The organism is Brevundimonas sp. ZS04 (assembly GCF_001956865.1).
Taxonomy (GTDB): Bacteria; Pseudomonadota; Alphaproteobacteria; order Caulobacterales; family Caulobacteraceae; genus Brevundimonas; species Brevundimonas diminuta.
Genome location: NZ_MTHE01000006.1, coordinates 13209 through 28329, shown reverse-complemented (window position 1 = coordinate 28329; position 15121 = coordinate 13209). Strand labels below are relative to the sequence as shown.

Annotated in this window: 15 protein-coding genes; 4 read left to right on the top strand and 11 right to left on the bottom strand. The window is 69.2% G+C overall.

Annotation, left to right across the window (positions count from 1 at the left end):
* The first annotated feature begins 102 nt into the window (after window positions 1-102).
* Window positions 103-2433, top strand: a complete 2331-nt coding sequence (locus BJP32_RS09430; RefSeq protein ID WP_076223813.1) for an ATP-binding protein — start codon at window positions 103-105, stop codon at window positions 2431-2433.
* A gap of 28 nt (window positions 2434-2461) precedes the next feature.
* Here the strand turns inward: BJP32_RS09430 and BJP32_RS09425 are convergent, their stop codons facing one another.
* Window positions 2462-2671: a hypothetical protein gene (locus BJP32_RS09425; RefSeq protein WP_003165718.1), complete on the bottom strand. Its 210-nt coding sequence runs from the start codon at window positions 2669-2671 to the stop codon at window positions 2462-2464.
* A 29-nt stretch (window positions 2672-2700) separates the two neighbouring features.
* The gene (gene aceA / locus BJP32_RS09420) at window positions 2701-3978 is read right to left on the bottom strand and encodes an isocitrate lyase (protein WP_046653292.1); all 1278 of its coding nucleotides are present in this window, start codon (window positions 3976-3978) and stop codon (window positions 2701-2703) included.
* 156 nt (window positions 3979-4134) lie between these two features.
* Here aceA and BJP32_RS09415 point away from each other — a divergent pair, with 156 nt between their 5' ends.
* Window positions 4135-5565, top strand: coding sequence for a short-chain fatty acyl-CoA regulator family protein (locus BJP32_RS09415; RefSeq protein WP_076223811.1), 1431 nt, complete (start codon window positions 4135-4137; stop codon window positions 5563-5565).
* A 130-nt stretch (window positions 5566-5695) separates the two neighbouring features.
* Here the strand turns inward: BJP32_RS09415 and BJP32_RS09410 are convergent, their stop codons facing one another.
* From BJP32_RS09410 to BJP32_RS09400, 3 genes are all read right to left on the bottom strand, one after another.
* On the bottom strand, window positions 5696-6529 hold the full coding sequence (locus BJP32_RS09410) for a universal stress protein (RefSeq protein ID WP_157683882.1): 834 nt from the start codon (window positions 6527-6529) through the stop codon (window positions 5696-5698).
* 66 nt (window positions 6530-6595) lie between these two features.
* Window positions 6596-8032, bottom strand: a complete 1437-nt coding sequence (locus BJP32_RS09405) for a hypothetical protein (RefSeq protein WP_046653290.1) — start codon at window positions 8030-8032, stop codon at window positions 6596-6598.
* A 77-nt stretch (window positions 8033-8109) separates the two neighbouring features.
* A complete protein-coding gene (locus BJP32_RS09400) occupies window positions 8110-9093 on the bottom strand; it encodes a YafY family protein (RefSeq protein ID WP_076223809.1) in 984 nt (327 codons plus the stop codon).
* Between the two features lie 100 nt (window positions 9094-9193).
* Here BJP32_RS09400 and BJP32_RS09395 point away from each other — a divergent pair, with 100 nt between their 5' ends.
* Both BJP32_RS09395 and BJP32_RS09390 read left to right on the top strand, forming a co-directional pair.
* Window positions 9194-9433: a hypothetical protein gene (locus BJP32_RS09395; RefSeq protein ID WP_003165726.1), complete on the top strand. Its 240-nt coding sequence runs from the start codon at window positions 9194-9196 to the stop codon at window positions 9431-9433.
* 86 nt (window positions 9434-9519) lie between these two features.
* Complete coding sequence (locus BJP32_RS09390; protein ID WP_046653288.1) at window positions 9520-10095, top strand: HdeD family acid-resistance protein; 576 nt, start codon at window positions 9520-9522, stop codon at window positions 10093-10095.
* Here BJP32_RS09390 and BJP32_RS09385 read toward each other — a convergent pair.
* The 6 genes from BJP32_RS09385 to BJP32_RS09360 form a co-directional block, all read right to left on the bottom strand.
* A complete protein-coding gene (locus tag BJP32_RS09385) occupies window positions 10073-11539 on the bottom strand; it encodes an amidohydrolase family protein (RefSeq protein ID WP_076223807.1) in 1467 nt (488 codons plus the stop codon). The genes BJP32_RS09390 and BJP32_RS09385 overlap by 23 nt on opposite strands.
* Window positions 11540-11578: 39 nt before the next feature.
* Window positions 11579-11992 (bottom strand): DUF1801 domain-containing protein, encoded by a 414-nt coding sequence (locus tag BJP32_RS09380; protein WP_076223805.1) that lies wholly within the window; start codon window positions 11990-11992, stop codon window positions 11579-11581.
* 13 nt (window positions 11993-12005) lie between these two features.
* Entirely contained in the window at window positions 12006-12389 is a 384-nt protein-coding gene (locus BJP32_RS09375) for a cupin domain-containing protein (RefSeq protein WP_076223803.1), read from the bottom strand.
* A 7-nt stretch (window positions 12390-12396) separates the two neighbouring features.
* On the bottom strand, window positions 12397-12882 hold the full coding sequence (locus BJP32_RS09370) for a hypothetical protein (RefSeq protein WP_158043304.1): 486 nt from the start codon (window positions 12880-12882) through the stop codon (window positions 12397-12399).
* Between the two features lie 8 nt (window positions 12883-12890).
* Window positions 12891-13613, bottom strand: a complete 723-nt coding sequence (locus BJP32_RS09365; protein WP_233126794.1) for a hypothetical protein — start codon at window positions 13611-13613, stop codon at window positions 12891-12893.
* Between the two features lie 72 nt (window positions 13614-13685).
* A complete protein-coding gene (locus BJP32_RS09360; RefSeq protein WP_076223797.1) occupies window positions 13686-15104 on the bottom strand; it encodes an NAD(P)(+) transhydrogenase (Re/Si-specific) subunit beta in 1419 nt (472 codons plus the stop codon).
* Window positions 15105-15121: the final 17 nt, after the last annotated feature.

The following is a 15121-nucleotide window of genomic DNA, read 5'->3' as shown; positions in this document are numbered from 1 at the left end:
TCCGTCGGCAGCCCGCTGAGTCGGCCGGTTCGACGCACGGGATGTGTAGCTTGGTTTCTTCACGGATTTACGGCGGAACGGTTTAGGGGCTGAGGGCGCATCATGTTGGACGGTGTTCTGAGCTGTCTGGTTGAACGCCACGACTGGCGAATCGCCGCTTTCGCCATCCTGGCCTGCGTTTTCAGCCTCGGCATCGCCTTGTTGCTGTCCGAGCGTGCGCGACGCCTGTCGCCCCGAGCACGCCGCGCCTACACCCTGTCCGCGCCCCTGGTCGGGGGATTGGGCGTATGGACCACCCATTTCATCGCCATGCTGTCCTATGACGTAGGCGTCGAGGTCCGTTACGACGCCCTGCAGACCTTCCTGTCGCTGGTGATCGTGGCGGCCGCCTTCTGGATCGGAATGCAGTTGCACCTGATCGGCCCGGCGGATGCGAAGCTGCGGCGTCGGTGGGGGCTGGTCGCCGCAGTCGCCGTCACAACCGGCGTCGCGGCCATGCACTTCGTCGGCATGGACGCCATGCGCCTGTCGGGCGCGGTGCTGACGTGGAATGCGCCGCGCGTCGGCCTGGCCGTCGCGGGCGGGCTGGTCCTGTTCAGCACGGTCGTCTTCCTGCCGCCCCTCGGCCGCTGGAAGCAGTTGGCCGCAGCGACCGCCCTGACCGCCAGCGGCGTCGCCTGGCTGCACTTCATCGCCATGACCGCCGTGAGCCTGACGCCTGCGCCCGGCGTGATCCTGCCCAGCGACGCGGCGAGCGCCCTCGTCGTCGCCCTGTGGATCGGCCTGGGCGTGACGTTGACCGTCGTCGTGGCGGCCTTCTTCACCGGCATGATCTGGTGGTCGCGGCGCAGCGTTCTGGGTCAATTGCTGGAAGCCGTCCACGCCATGCCCGACGGCGTCAGCGTCTATGACGCCGATGACCGCCTGATCCTGTGGAACCAGCGCTACAGCGAGATCGCACCTCATCTGCAAGGCGTGCTCAGGCCCGGCGTCACCTTCCGCGAAGTATTGGAGGCCGGGATCAGAAGCGGCGTCTATCCCGACATCGTGGGCCGAGAGGACGCCTGGATCGAAGAGCGGCTGGCCTGCCGCCGCATCGCCACCGCCCCGCGCGAGATCAAGGTCGCCGACCGTTGGCTGCGGGTTCAGGATCGCCCGACCGTCGGCGGCGGCGCGGTCACGGTCTGCTCGGACATCAGCGACCTGAAACGCGACGCGGCCGCCCTGGCGGAAGCGCGCGATGCAGCAAACGCCGCCAATCGCGCCAAGAGCCGCTTCCTGGCCAATATGAGCCATGAGATCCGCACGCCCCTGAACGGCGTCATCGGGGTGGCCCAGGCTTTGACCCGCACGAAACTGTCACAGCATCAGCAGGAAATGCTTGAGCTGATCCAGTCCTCCAGCCGCACCCTCCAGACCCTGCTCAGCGACATACTGGATCTGGCGCGCGTCGAATCCGGACGACTGGAGCTGAAGGAGGAACCGCTCGACCTCGCCCGGACGGTGGAGGAAGCCGCCCTCCTCTACGCCGCCGCCGCGCGCGACAAGGGGCTGCAGTTCATTGTCGAGGTCGCGCCTGAGGCGCAGCGTTGGATTTATGGCGACGCCGTCCGCCTGAAGCAGGTTCTGACCAACCTGGTCTCCAACGCCGTCAAGTTCACCGCCTCGGGCTTCGTCAGCCTGACCGTCGACGCCGTCCCAGCCGAGGCGCCCCAGACCTTGCGTTTCGTGGTCCAGGACACTGGGATCGGCTTTGACGCCCAGACGCAGGCCCGGCTGTTCAACCGCTTCGAACAGGCCGACGGCGACATCACTCGCCACTACGGCGGCTCTGGCCTGGGCCTGGCGATCTGCCGCGAACTGGCGGCCATGATGGGCGGCGACCTGGGCTGCGAAAGCGAGCCGGGCGCGGGCGCCGCCTTCATCCTCAGCCTGCCGTTCAAGCCGGCTCAGGCGCCGCCCGTCCCGCTTCGTCCCGACCGGCAGGACGCCGACACAGCCTTCGCGGCCGAGGTCGACCAGGCGCCGCGCCGCCTGCGCATCCTGGCCGCCGACGATCACCCGACCAATCGCCGCGTCGCCGAGCTGATCCTGGACGGCGCCGTCTTCGACCTCGTCTCGGTCGAGAACGGAGCCCAGGCCGTCGAAGCCTACCGCGCCCAGACCTTCGACCTGGTGCTGATGGACATGCAGATGCCGGTCATGGACGGCCTGACCGCCGTGCGCGAAATCCGGCTGCACGAGTCCGTCCTGGGCCTGCCGCACGTTCCCGTCGTCATGCTGACCGCCAACGCCCTGCCCCAACATCTGGACGAGGCCCTGGCCGCCGGCGCCGACCGCCATATGGCCAAGCCCTTCAGCGTCGAAGACCTGTTGGCCATGGTCGCTGACCTGACCGCACAGACGCCTAAGATCGCGGAAGCCGCGGCCTGAGGTCTCTTTCTTCCAATATCGAGGCGGCTCACTCGTAGCCGTGCGCCGCCTCGTTGATGACCTGGCTGGGCATGGTCGAGAAGTCCACGCTCAGCGGACGGACCGCCTTGGCCTCGAAGGTCTTGAGGACGTGCTCCAGACGGCGGCGCACCTCGCGCTCGGCCTCGGTCGATCCGTCCAGCGCCAGCGGCGCCAGGCAGAAGTCGATGATGGCTTGCGGACGGGTCATGGGCTCCATGTCGTTTCCTTTCCTGTGAGGCGTGGAACTCAGGCGGCGTGGAACTGGGCGGTTTCGGTCGAGTCCTTCAAAGCCGTGGTCGAGGACTGGCCCGAGGAGATGACCGTGGCGACATCATCGAAGTAGCCGGTGCCGACCTCGCGCTGGTGGCGCGTGGCGGTGTAGCCGGCGGCCTCATTAGCGAACTCGCGCTGTTGCAGCTCGGAATAGGCCGCCATGCCGCGATCGCGATAGCCCGAGGCCAGCTCGAACATGCCGTTGTTCAGGCTGTGGAAGCCCGCCAGCGTCACGAACTGGAACTTGTAGCCCATGGCCCCCAACTCGCGCTGGAACTTGGCGATGGTGTCCTTGTCCAGCTTGGCTTCCCAGTTGAACGAGGGCGAGCAGTTGTAGGCCATCAGCTTGCCCGGATATTTCTTCTGGACCGCCTCGGCGAACTTCCTGGCGTCGTCCAGATCGGGGTGCGAGGTCTCCCACCACAGCAGGTCGGCGTATTTGGCGTAGGACAGGCCGCGCGCGATGCAGTGATCCAGACCCGTGCCCGGCTTCAGACGATAGAAGCCCTCGGGCGTGCGGTTTTCGCGGTCGATGAAGGGATGGTCCCGCTCGTCGATGTCCGAGGTGATCAGCTGGGCCGACTCGGCGTCGGTGCGCGCTACCGTCAGGGTCGGCGTGCCGCAGACGTCGGCCGCAAGGCGCGCCGCGATCAGGTTGCGCTCATGCGCCTGGGTCGGGATCAGCACCTTGCCGCCCAGGTGGCCGCACTTTTTCTCAGACGCCAGCTGGTCCTCGAAGTGGACGCCGGCGGCGCCCGCCTCGATGAATGCCTTCATGATCTCGAAGCTGTTCAGCGGGCCGCCGAAGCCGGCCTCGGCGTCCGCCACGATGGGGGCGAACCAGTCGCGCTTGGCGCCGCCCTCGGCGTGCTCGATCTGGTCGGCGCGCTGCAGGGTGCGGTTGATGCGGCGGCACAGTTCCGGCGCGGCGTTGGCCGGATACAGGGACTGGTCCGGGTACATGGCGCCGGCCGTATTGGCGTCGGCCGCGACCTGCCAGCCCGACAGATAGATGGCCTTCAGGCCCGCGCGGACCATCTGCATCGCCTGGTTGCCTGTGACCGCGCCCAGGGCGTTGATGTAGGGCTCGGTGTGCAGCAGCTCCCACAGGCGGTTGGCGCCGCGCTCGGCCAGGGTGTGCGTGACCGGCACCGAGCCGCGCAGACGCAGGACGTCTTCAGGCGAATAGGGGCGCTCGATGCCGTCGAAACGGCCGGCGGGCGAAGGAACCAGATCGGCGAAGGTCGTCATGTCTCGTCTCGGTCTCGATAAGGCGCGGCCGCAGCCGCTGTCCCCAAGACCTGAACATGCATCCGTCACGAATGACACAGAGCTAGACACGTCATTCAAGTCAAACAGTCACATCATGACACTTGCCATGAAGTCATGATGTGACATGATAGCGCCATGAACGCCGCCGCCGATCGCAAGCTGTTTCTGGGCGGCCGCCTCAAGCGGCTGCGGCGCGAACTTGACCTGTCGCAGACAGCGATGGCGGCCGACCTGGGCGTCTCGCCCTCTTATCTGAACCATATCGAGCGCAACCAGCGCCCCGTCTCGGCTCAGCTTCTGCTGCGTCTGGCCGAAACCTATGACGTCGACCTGAGGAACCTCGGCCAGTCCGGCGGCCCGGCGTCGGAGGCCGAACTGTCCGAGGTCTTCGCCGACCCCTTGTTCCACGGCTTGGCCGTGCCCCGCCACGAGATCATGCAGCTGGCCGAGGATCAGCCCGCCGCCGCTGACGCCGTGCTGCGCCTCTATCGCGCCTTCTCCGACCGCCGCGTGCGCGACCGCGCCGAGACCGAGGCCGGCGGCGGCGCCGCCCCGACCGACAGCCCTTCGGAATGGGTGCGCGAATACGTTCAGGCCCGCCACAACCACTTCCCCGAACTGGACGCCCTGGGCGAAGCCCTGCACGACGCCCTGCGCGCGGAAGCCCCCGCCCCCGACGAAGGATTCGAGGCCCTGGCCCGCGCGCGCCTGTTCGCCCGCCACGGCCTGACCGTCCGCACCCTGCCCGCCGAGGTCATGGTCGAATGGACCCGCCGCTTCGATCCGCACCGGGGGCGCCTGCTGCTGTCCGACGCGCTGGGCCCGTCGTCGCGCGCCTTCGCCGTCGCCAACCAGCTGGCCCTGATGGAGCACGGGCCTGAGCTTCAGGCCCTGACCGAGGCCGCGAACGCTCCCGACGCCCCGACGCGCAACCTGCTGAAGGCCTCGCTGGCCAACACCCTGGCCGCCGCCGTGCTGATGCCCTACGCTGCCTTCCAGCGCACGGCCGAGGAAACCGGCTATGACCTGGCCCGGCTACAGGCCCGCTTCGGCGTCGGCTTCGAACAGGTCGCCCACCGCCTGACCACCCTGTCGCGGCCGAGGGCGCGGGGCGTGCCCTTCTTCCTGATGCGAGTGGATCAGGCGGGTAATGTGTCCAAGCGCTATGCGTCGGACGCCTTTCCCTTCTCGCGCTTCGGCGGGGCCTGCCCGCGCTGGCGGCTGCACTCGGCCTTCCGCACGCCGGGCCGCATCGTCACCCAGATCATCGAGACGCCGGACGGATCGCGCTGGTTCACCCTGGCCCGCACCGTCGACCGTCAGGGTCAGGACGCATTCACCGAGGGGCATGACCTGGCCATCGGCCTGGGCTGCGAGCTTCGCCACGCCCACCGCCTGATCTACGCCCGCGGTCTGGACCTGCAGAAGCCCGAGGTCACCCCCATCGGCCCGGCCTGCCGCCTGTGCGAACGCCACCCCTGCGCCGAACGCGCCGCCCCGCCGGTCGGCCGCGCCCTGACGGTGGACGACTGGTCCAAGTCCGTCAGCCCCTATCCGTTCGCCTAATTTCCCCTTCTCCCCTTGTGGGAGAAGGTGGCCGAGCGAAGCGAGGTCGGATGAGGGGTCTCTCAACCGACAGTGCAACCCCTCATCCGGTCCTTACGGACCACCTTCTCCCGCAAGGGGAGAAGGAAAGTCAGTGCGCCAGCATCAGCGCCACGGGCGCTTCGTTCAGCAAGGTCTGCGTCACCCCGCCGAAGATCCACTGCCGCATCCGCGCATGCCCCCAGGCGCCGGAGACCATGAGCCCCGCCCCCATTTCCTCGGCGCAGTCGATCAGCCGCCGCCCGCCCGAGCGGTCGTCATGGGCGCGGGCGTCTGGTTCAGCCGCGATCCCGTGCCCCGCCAGCCAGCGCACGACATCCTGCGTCCGCAACCGGGCGCCGTCCATGTCTTCGGGGTCGCACAGCTCGACCACCCGCACCCCGTCAGCGCGTTTCAACAGGGGCATGGCCGCCTGCGCCGCCAGTCGGCTCTCGCGCGTGTCGGTCCAGGCCAGCAGCGCCGTGGCATCCACCATCGAGCGGATCGGATTGGGCGGCAGGACCACGATCGGTCGCCCCGCCCGCATGGCCAGATCAGCCGGATGCGGCGCGCGCCAGGCGCTGGCCCCGCCCGCGTCGCGCCCGACCAGGGCCGCGTCCGCCGCCCGCAGGCAGCGCAGGGTCAGGCCGGTCGGGTCGCCGACGTCGCCCCGCCATTCACCCTCGACGCCCGCCGCCTCGATCGCGCCCCGGAAGCGCTGCTCAGCGGACTTCAGCGTGGTTTCGTTGCGCGTCTGCTGAGCCGCCATCACCTCGCCCAGAAGAATGCCCGCCCCATAGGCGTCGGCCACCGGCGTCTCGGGTGCGCAGCCCGACACCCCGATCAGCCGCGCCCCATGCGCGCCGGCCAGGGCGCAGGCCTCGGTCAGGCGGGCGGGGTTGTCGGCTTCATCGTCCACATAAACGATCAGACTGGTCCAGGGCATGGCGGCCTCCTGCTTCAGGATACGCCACATCAACGCACAAACCGCCGTTCCGCGCCTTGAGCAGGATCAATTCGCCAGAAGGATGCGCCCGTCCTCGACCCGGTGCGGCACGCCTGCGCGGCGGAACAGGCTGGCGATCTCGGCGACGGGATCGGCCGCGCCCTGGTCCAGCATCCGCCCGATGTCGGCCGCCAGCGTCGGATCGCCCGACACGCGCGTCAGGGCGTTCAGCCATTCGGCGCGGCTCAGCACCCCGTCCCGGCGGTTGGCGTCCAGCAGAGGCCGCAGGAAGCCGAACCAGTCGCCGCCGTCGCGCCGCTTCTGCGCCCCCTCGGCCGTCATCGCGAAGACGGCGCCGCAGGCGTAATAGGCGCGGTGTTCGCCCCGCACGCCCGCCTCGGCCACGCCGCGCCCCTGGCTCAGGGTCACGCAGTCGTCGACCTCTTCCTGCAGGGCCTTGCGGTCGTCATAGGCCGGGTCCAGCGCCTTCAGCGCCCGCACCGCCATCAGGTCGGCGCCGCCCTCGGTGATCCAGGCGTCGCGCGCGAACTCGTACCGCACGGTCTGGCCCAGCCAGAAGTGGGCGCTCTCATGGCCGATGAACCAGCGCGACACCCGCTCCATCTCCGCCGTCGGCCGGGTCACGCCGGTCCCCTCGAACGACATGACGATCAGACCGGGCAGGACGCTGCCGCCCATGCTGGTCATCCGCTCGGTCGGGCCGTTCCACGACACCATGACCACCGGCTTGTCGCCGCCCGAGCCGGGCCGCCCCAGGCGTTGCAGGTAGAACTGGCCCACGCGCGGGGCGAAGTCGCGGATCTTCTCGCCGATCCAGGGCGGCAGATTGGGGTCCATGACGGTGGTCAGCCCCTCGCCCGGCGTCACCCGCGCCTGTCCCAGCAGGACATAGGAGCGCTCGCCCGTCGTCGTCAGTTCGGCGTGGCGCTCGCCGTTGAACAGCACCGGCCCGTCCAGGTCGCGCCAGGTCACGCGCGACGCCCCGCCGTCCAGATTGACGCCGTTGAGGTCCGCCGGCATCGCCTCCGCCGCCTCGGGCGAGCCCAGGGCGAAGACGTCCATCTGCCGCGTCGGCAGGGCCACCGCCCCGTCCGAGAAGACCAGGGTCTTGTATTCCGCCTCCAGCTCGACCGCCTTGGGCGTCACGCTGAAACGGACATGGCGCGGCACGGGACCGCCGTTCGTGCTGCGGATGATGTCGTAATGGCCGCGTCGCTCCATCACCACGCCAGGCGTCTCGACCGTCCACTGGCGCGGCCTCCACGGCTCGCGCACCTCCGAGATCAGGGCCGAGTCCATGAAGGCCCAGACCACGGCGTCGCGGTTGAAGACATAATCGACCGTCAACCGCCCGTCCTCGCGCGTCACCGTCACCTGCGGCGCCGCCTCGACGTTCCAGGGGCCGGGCGCAGGGCTGGCGGCGCAGGCGGTCAGCAGGGCGACGACAGAAAGGACGGTTGCAGACAGGGCTTTCAGACGCACGAAGAGCAGTCTCCTACAAGGAACGGCGCAGCTTAGGGCTCCCAAACGTCGCCCGTCACCTTACGGTTTCCTCAGCTTTACGCCCGTTCGAGGGCGCGGCCCGCCGCCCCAAGCGCCTCGGCCATCACCGTCTTCAGCCGCTCCGGCTCCAGGATGGTCGCCTGCTCGCCCCAGGTGAACAGGTGCCAGGCCAGTTCGCGCATGCCCGAGGCGCGGAACCGCACCACGACCGATCCGTCGGCCCGATCCTCGATCGTCTGGGTCGGGTGCCAGCGCCAGCCGCGCGCCTCGTCCGCCCCCTCGGGCGCGATACGGACGGCGACCTCTTCGATCTCGTCCTGATAGATGCCGAAGGACTGGCTGGCGAAGGCGCCCAGGTCGAAGTCTTCGGGCGGGCGCGCCGTGCCCTCGCCCGCCTCGACCGCGCTCATCCGGTCCAGACGGAAGGTCTGGATGCGCCCGCTCTCGCGGTCGGCGGCCACCAGATAGTTGGCCCGCCCGAACATCAGGCCGCACGGCGTCATGGTGCGGGTGCGCGCCTCGGCCCCCGGCCGGGCGTAGATGAAGTTCAGCGGCCGCTCGGCCAGCACCGCCCCGCGAATCTCGGCCAGCACCGTCTCATCGGCGCTGGGGCGCGGCCCGGCCTGGACGGCGATGGTCTCGGCCCGGACCAGAGCCTCCAGATCCGGCGCCATGCGGTTCAGGGTGGTCGAGCGCATCGCCGCCTTCACCTTGCGCTCAAGACTTTCCAACGCCGCCGCCCGCGCCGGTTCGCCCGCCGCGCGCAGGGCCGCCGCCGCCTTGGTCAGCTCCAGCATCTCGGTGGCCGTCGGCGCCTGTTCAAAGGCCGACAGCCCCCCCCGGATGCGCCAGCGCTTGGTCGGCGGATCCGACACCTCTTCCACCTGCGGGAACAGCATCAGCACGGCGTCGCGCATCCTCTCGGCCGTGCGGCGCCCGACGTTCAGCTGTGCCGCCATCTCGTTCAGCGTCAGCCCCTCGGCGCTGGCCGCCATGCCCCGCGCCAGATCGATGACCATGGCCGCCTTGTCGTGCCGCAAATGACTTCTCCACAGAGATACGTCCGAAACTGGCGCAATGCTGTCGCATCTTCATCCTGTCAGCAAGAGGCGACCGCCTCCGCACCAGGAGTTTTCCCCTATGGCCTTCGTCCGCACCCCCACCGTCCAGAAGCCCGCCCGCAAGACCTTTTCCGATCGCTACATGATCGTGCCGTGCGAGACCGAGAGCGACCTGGCCGTCATCTGGGACCGTCAGGAGGAACAGGTCGTGGACGTCATCAGCGCCTCGACCAGCCGCTACACCAACGAAGACGCCCTGTGGGACGAGTTCCACACCCCGCCGTTCAACGCCCGGTCCGACTGGCGCGCGGCGGCCTGAGCCGAGAAGTTTGCGGAACTCCCGCCCCCGCTCCGACGTTGCGCCAGCGTGGCCATATGCCGCCACGCCCAAGGGGAGCTGAAACCATGTCCTCGTCCAACGCCGCGCCTTCGCTGGAAGGCTTCGTCAAATCCGCCCTGCATCGATCCTGGTGGCTGCTGCTGTTGCGCGGGATCGCCGCCGTGGCCTTCGGCGTGCTGACCTTCGTCTGGCCGCAGATCAGCCTGCTGACCCTGATCATGGTCTACGGCGTCTACGCCCTGATCGACGGCGTTCTAGCCCTGATCGCAGCGATCCGGGGCGGCGGGTTCGTCCCGCGCTGGTGGCTGGCGCTGGGCGGCGTGGTCAGCATCCTGGCTGCTGTCGTCGCCTTCGCCTGGCCGGGCCTGACGGCCCTGGTCCTGGTCTATCTGATCGGCTTCTGGTCGATCCTGCGCGGCGTGCTCGAGATCATCGGCGCCATCCGTCTGCGCAACGAGATCGCCAATGAGTGGACGCTGGGCGTCGCCGGCGCCCTGTCGGTGATCTTCGGCCTGATCCTGGTCTTCATGCCGGGCGCGGGGGCCTTGGGTCTGCTGTGGCTGATCGCGGCCTGGGCCGTGCTGTTCGGCCTGCTGCTGATCTGGGTCGCCTTCAAGGTCAGGAAGCTGGCGAAGGCTTAAAGACCGCATTGCGCGCCGCGACCCGAGCGCGGATTTCGGCGCGCATCCGCTCCAGTTCAGCCGCATCGATCAGTCGGCCGCGCAGCACCACGGCCTCGGCGTCGCGCGTGGCGCTGACGTCGGTCAGCGGGTCGGCCTCCAGCACCAGCAGATCGGCCGACTTGCCCGCCGCCACCGCGCCGTAACGCTCCCCCTGATTGAGGAAGCGCGGCCCGTCCACGACCGAGCCCATCAAGGCCTCGCGCGGCGTCAGGCCCAGCGACACATAGAGCTCCAGCTCGTCGTGCAGCGAAAAGCCCGGATAGTTGAACGAGTTGAGGAAGCCCGCGTCCGTCCCTGTCAGGATGGTCACGCCGGCATCGCGCAGCATGGGCAGGGTGCGTGCGGTGACGTCCTTGACGAAGTGACGATCCTCGACCTGCTGCGGCGTGGCCTGGGCGGCGCGCTGGACGCGCCAGTCATAGGTCGCCCGGATGCCCGGCCCGACATAGGCCAGGCCGTCGTCGTGCGTATGGTCGTCCTTGTCCAGATTGGCCAGGGTGGTCGAGCCGTAGAGGGTCGGCGATACCGCCGTACCCAGCTCCGCCAGCCGCGCATAGACCCGGCGCGCCGTCTCCACGTCGAAGGTGTCGGCGTAACGCCGCATGGTCTGGGCGTAGGTGTATTTGCCCGCCAGATAGTCGGCCGCGATGGCCGCCTCATCGCGCGAGCCGGCCTTCATGGCGTAGTCGAGGTGCTCGATCGACGACAGGCCCGCCTCCGCGGCCTCCAGCACCGTAATGCTGGCCGGGATGTGGGCCGAAGTCTTCATGCCCCGCTTCTTCGCCTCGCGCACCGCGTAGAGGAAAAGCTCGGGCGTCAGGGTGTTGTCGGTGATCTTGACGAAGTCGACGCGCAGGGCCTGAAGTCGGTCCAGGGCGGCGTCCACCTCCGCCTCGCTGCCCGTCTCGATCACGCCCTTCCAGACGGGGGCGACGCCCTCGATCTTGGGGCCGGAGGTGAAGATGCGCGGCGCATCGGCGGTCGGCGGCGACGCGCGCCAGTCCAGCACCTGCTGCGCCAGGTCGCCCGCCGCGTCGCGCACCGCCACCACGCCATTGACCACGAACAGCGGCATCAGCTCGGCGTTCTCCTCGATCAGGGGCTCGCCGCCGCCGAAGTGGACGTGCATGTCCCACAGGCCCGGCATGACGTAGCGGTCGCCCAGATCCAACGTCCGCGCGGCCCGATAGCGGCCCGCCTCGCCCTCAGGCCCCACGGCCACGATGTCGCCGCCGCGCACGGCGACCAGTTGATCCGGCGTCGTCGTTCCCTTCTCGACATCGACCACCGTGGCCGAGGTCAGCAGCAGATCGACCGGCTGGACCGGCGTTTCGGCGGCGGCCAGCGGCGCCAGGGCGCAGGCGGACAACAGGGCGGAGGCGGCGATCAGGAAGGTGCGCATGAATCCGCTATAGTCCGTTGGCCGCCGTCGGCAAGCCAATCACGGATAGCGGCGTTTCATCTCGTCCCAACTGGCGACGCAGAGGTCGCGCAACACGCCCATGTCCGCCTGATCCAGCCGCTTGATGTAGAGGCAGGCTGTGCTGGTCGTGTGCGGACCCAGCCGCGCCAGCATGGCCTCCGTCTGCGGGGTCGAGGCGAGATAAAGGGTCAGCGCCGCCTTGCGCGGCGAAAAGCCCATGCGCGGCCAGTCGGCGCTCTTGCCGTTCGCGGTGACGTTGGCGTAGCGGCCGAAGCCGACGATGGACGGCCCCCACATCACCGGCGCCTCGCCCGACACCGCCTGCATCAGGGCGCACAGCGTCCGCCCCTCCTCGCGCCGCCGCGCCGGTTCGACCGCCGCCAGAAAGTCCTCGACCGAGGCGTCGGTAGGCTTGGTCTTCGGCTCGCTCATTTCGGCCTCCCGCTCAGGACAGGCCGTCACCTTGCGCCTGTCCGATCCGGCCCGCCAGACACCATCCGCCGACCGCCCGCGTCCTCAGCCAGCCGCCCGCCGGAACCGTCACCCACTGACCCGATCCCGCCGCCAGGGTCTCGCGCCGCACGCCCGTATCCGTGGCCAGCTCGACCTCAAGCGCCGCGCCCATATAGGCGGTCCACAGCTCTTCGGCCTCGACCACGCGCCAATCGAGCGGCGCCTCGGGCGTCAGCAGGCGATAGGCGCCGACCGCCTCTCCGCGCGCGGCGGCGTCCGCCCACGCCATCGGCCGCCCCCAACCGCCCTCGACCAGCGGCCGCAGCCCCAGGTTCTCGACGACCTCTTCGAGCGTGAAATCCGCCTCGCCTTCCATCCAGCCGCTAGTGAGGTGCTTCGCCGCCTGCGTCCACGCGCGGACCGCGCTCCTGCGGCGTGACAGGACGCCAACGGCCGTTCTCGAACACCACCTCGTCCCCGCCGCGCCAGGGCACGCGGCTCAGTGGCCCGCCGGTCAGGCCGTAACCGACGATCGCGTATCGCACGCCGGGTTTCAGCGGCGCCGCCTCTACTGTCGTTTCAAACCCCTCGGGCGTCTCGCCATAGACCACCTGTCTCAGGCCCCGGCAGTCGCGGCCGCGCGCCTCGATCGACCAGACCGGGCGCATCATGGCGTTCGACCGCTTATGCACGGCGATGCCGCCCAGGCAGGCCTTCTCGGGCTTGGCGGGATCGGCGCCGAAGGTCGCGACTGGCCGTTCCAGCCCGCCGCTGATGTTGACCGGGATCATCGCCGAGCACGCGGCCAGGGCGACGGCCGTCGTCGCCAGCGCCGCTCCGACGCGCCAAACCGCGCCGCGTTTCATCACCCTCGCCCTCAGCAGCCGCCGTAGGGGATGTAGCCGACCTCGATCTCGTCGATGCGGACGGTCTTCAGCTCGCGCACCGCCATCTGATCGAAGTCGGCGCTACAGTTGAAGCCGGCATCGATGACGTAATCCTCGCCCTTGGCCGCCTTGATGGCGTCGCGGATGCGGAAGGAGGCGTCGATCGTGGCGTCGCTGACCATCACGGCCGAGGCGCGAATGCCCGGCGACACGCGCGGACCGGCGCTTTCCAGATAGAGCCACGGGTCGGCCGCATTGCCGCACAGCATCAGGCAGTCGGCCTTGAAGTCGGCGTTGCCGCGCGCGGCGGCGAACTCGCCCATGGTCAGGTCGATCTTCTGCGGCAGATCATAGTCCTTCAGCGCCGCCAGCGCCTGGGTCGAGCAGGCCGACGTCATCGGCACGGCGTAGCCGACGACCTCGTCGCCCTCGGCGCGGACGCGGACCGTGCAGCCGCCGATCTCATAGGTGCGCTCCTTGTCCTGAACCGTGCGGGCCGGACCCAGCTTGGATTCCAGATAGGCCACCTGCACGCCCATCATCTGGTCGATGGTCGGCGCGCCGCCCGTTGCAGGCGCGGCTTCAGGCGCCGCCTGGGTCGCCTCGGCCGGAGCGTCAGCCTTGTCGGCCGTCTTCTCCGCCTGACCGCAAGCGGCCAGTCCCGCCAGCACGCCCAGCACGGCGACGGTTTTCAGTCCTTGGAATGCGGTCATGATCTCTCCACGGCTCAGGTTGAGCGTCGCAAGCCAACGCACCGCCGCGCGAAGGGTTCTCGCGCACGACCGTCAGAGGGCCTTCACGATGCCTTCGACCATCTTCTTGGCGTCGGCGAACAGCATCATGGTGTTGTCGCGGAAGAAGAGTTCGTTCTCGACCCCGGCGTAGCCGCTGCCCATCGACCGCTTGATGAACAGGACGGTGCCCGCCTTCTCCACGTCCAGCACCGGCATCCCATAGATGGGCGACTGCGGATCGGTCTTGGCCGCCGGATTGGTCACGTCGTTGGCGCCGATGACGAAGGCCACGTCGGCCGAGGCGAACTCGCTGTTGATGTCCTCCAGCTCGAACACCTCGTCATAGGGGACGTTGGCCTCGGCCAGCAGGACGTTCATGTGCCCCGGCATCCGGCCCGCAACGGGGTGGATGGCGTATTTCACCTCGACGCCTTCTTCCTTCAGCGTGTCGGCCATTTCGCGAAGGGCGTGCTGGGCCTGCGCCACCGCCATGCCGTAACCGGGCACGATGATGACCTTGGAGGCGTTCTTCATGATGAAGGCGGCGTCCTCGGCCGAGCCCTGCTTGACCGGCCGCGTCTCGACAGCCCCGCCGCCCGCAGCCGCGCCCGCCTCGGCGCCGAAACCGCCCAGGATGACGCTGATGAAGCTGCGATTCATGCCCTTGCACATGATGTAGCTGAGGATCGCGCCCGACGACCCGACCAGGGCGCCGGTGATGATCAGGGCGATGTTCTCCAGCGTGAAGCCCAGCGCCGCCGCCGCCCAGCCGGAATAGGAGTTCAGCATGGACACCACCACCGGCATGTCCGCCCCGCCGATGGGGATGATCAGGGTCGCGCCCAGGATCAGGGCGATGGCGAACACGCCCCAGAAGGCCCAGATCGCCGTCCCGCCCGTCCCGATCAGGATGCCGATCAGGAAGACCAGGGCCAGCGCCAGGGCGATGTTGATGAGGTGCCGCGCCGGCAGGATGATCGGCGCCCCGCTCATCCGCCCGTCCAGCTTGGCGAATGCGATGACCGATCCGGTGAAGGTGATGGCCCCGATGGCCACGCCCAGGCTCAGTTCGACGATGGACAGGGTCTTGATCCCGCCCGTCGCCGTGACGATGCCGAAGGCGTCGGGCGCATAGACCGCTCCCACCGCCACCAGACAGGCCGCCAGGCCGACCAGGGAGTGAAACGCCGCGACCAGTTGCGGCATGGCCGTCATCGGCACGCGGTTGGCGATGACCGCGCCCGCGCCGCCGCCGACCACGACCCCGCCCGCGATCAGGACCAGGGTCAGGGGGTCCAGGGCGCCCGACGTCCCCAGCGTCAGCAGGGTGACGCCGACGGCCAGGGCCATCCCGACCATGCCGAGCGTATTGCCCCGTCGGCTGGTCACAGGGCTGGACAACCCCCTGAGCGAGAGGATGAACAGAACCCCCGCCGCCAGATAGGCCAGCGCCGCGATCGATGCGTTCATCCCCTCCCCCCTTGTTT

What these genes read in the sequence shown, in the direction of transcription:
- BJP32_RS09425 (WP_003165718.1), bottom strand. Translation starts at nt 2,671, where the DNA reads ATGGAGCCCATGACCCGTCCGCAAGCCATCATCGACTTCTGCCTGGCG.
- BJP32_RS09380 (WP_076223805.1), bottom strand. Translation starts at nt 11,992, where the DNA reads ATGAGCGAGCCGAAGACCAAGCCTACCGACGCCTCGGTCGAGGACTTT.
- BJP32_RS09365 (WP_233126794.1), bottom strand. Translation starts at nt 13,613, where the DNA reads ATGACCGCATTCCAAGGACTGAAAACCGTCGCCGTGCTGGGCGTGCTG.
- BJP32_RS09360 (WP_076223797.1), bottom strand. Translation starts at nt 15,104, where the DNA reads ATGAACGCATCGATCGCGGCGCTGGCCTATCTGGCGGCGGGGGTTCTG.
- BJP32_RS09430 (WP_076223813.1), top strand. Translation starts at nt 103, where the DNA reads ATGTTGGACGGTGTTCTGAGCTGTCTGGTTGAACGCCACGACTGGCGA.
- aceA (WP_046653292.1), bottom strand. Translation starts at nt 3,978, where the DNA reads ATGACGACCTTCGCCGATCTGGTTCCTTCGCCCGCCGGCCGTTTCGAC.
- BJP32_RS09385 (WP_076223807.1), bottom strand. Translation starts at nt 11,539, where the DNA reads ATGCGCACCTTCCTGATCGCCGCCTCCGCCCTGTTGTCCGCCTGCGCC.
- BJP32_RS09410 (WP_157683882.1), bottom strand. Translation starts at nt 6,529, where the DNA reads ATGCCCTGGACCAGTCTGATCGTTTATGTGGACGATGAAGCCGACAAC.
- BJP32_RS09390 (WP_046653288.1), top strand. Translation starts at nt 9,520, where the DNA reads ATGTCCTCGTCCAACGCCGCGCCTTCGCTGGAAGGCTTCGTCAAATCC.
- BJP32_RS09375 (WP_076223803.1), bottom strand. Translation starts at nt 12,389, where the DNA reads ATGGAAGGCGAGGCGGATTTCACGCTCGAAGAGGTCGTCGAGAACCTG.
- BJP32_RS09395 (WP_003165726.1), top strand. Translation starts at nt 9,194, where the DNA reads ATGGCCTTCGTCCGCACCCCCACCGTCCAGAAGCCCGCCCGCAAGACC.
- BJP32_RS09415 (WP_076223811.1), top strand. Translation starts at nt 4,135, where the DNA reads ATGAACGCCGCCGCCGATCGCAAGCTGTTTCTGGGCGGCCGCCTCAAG.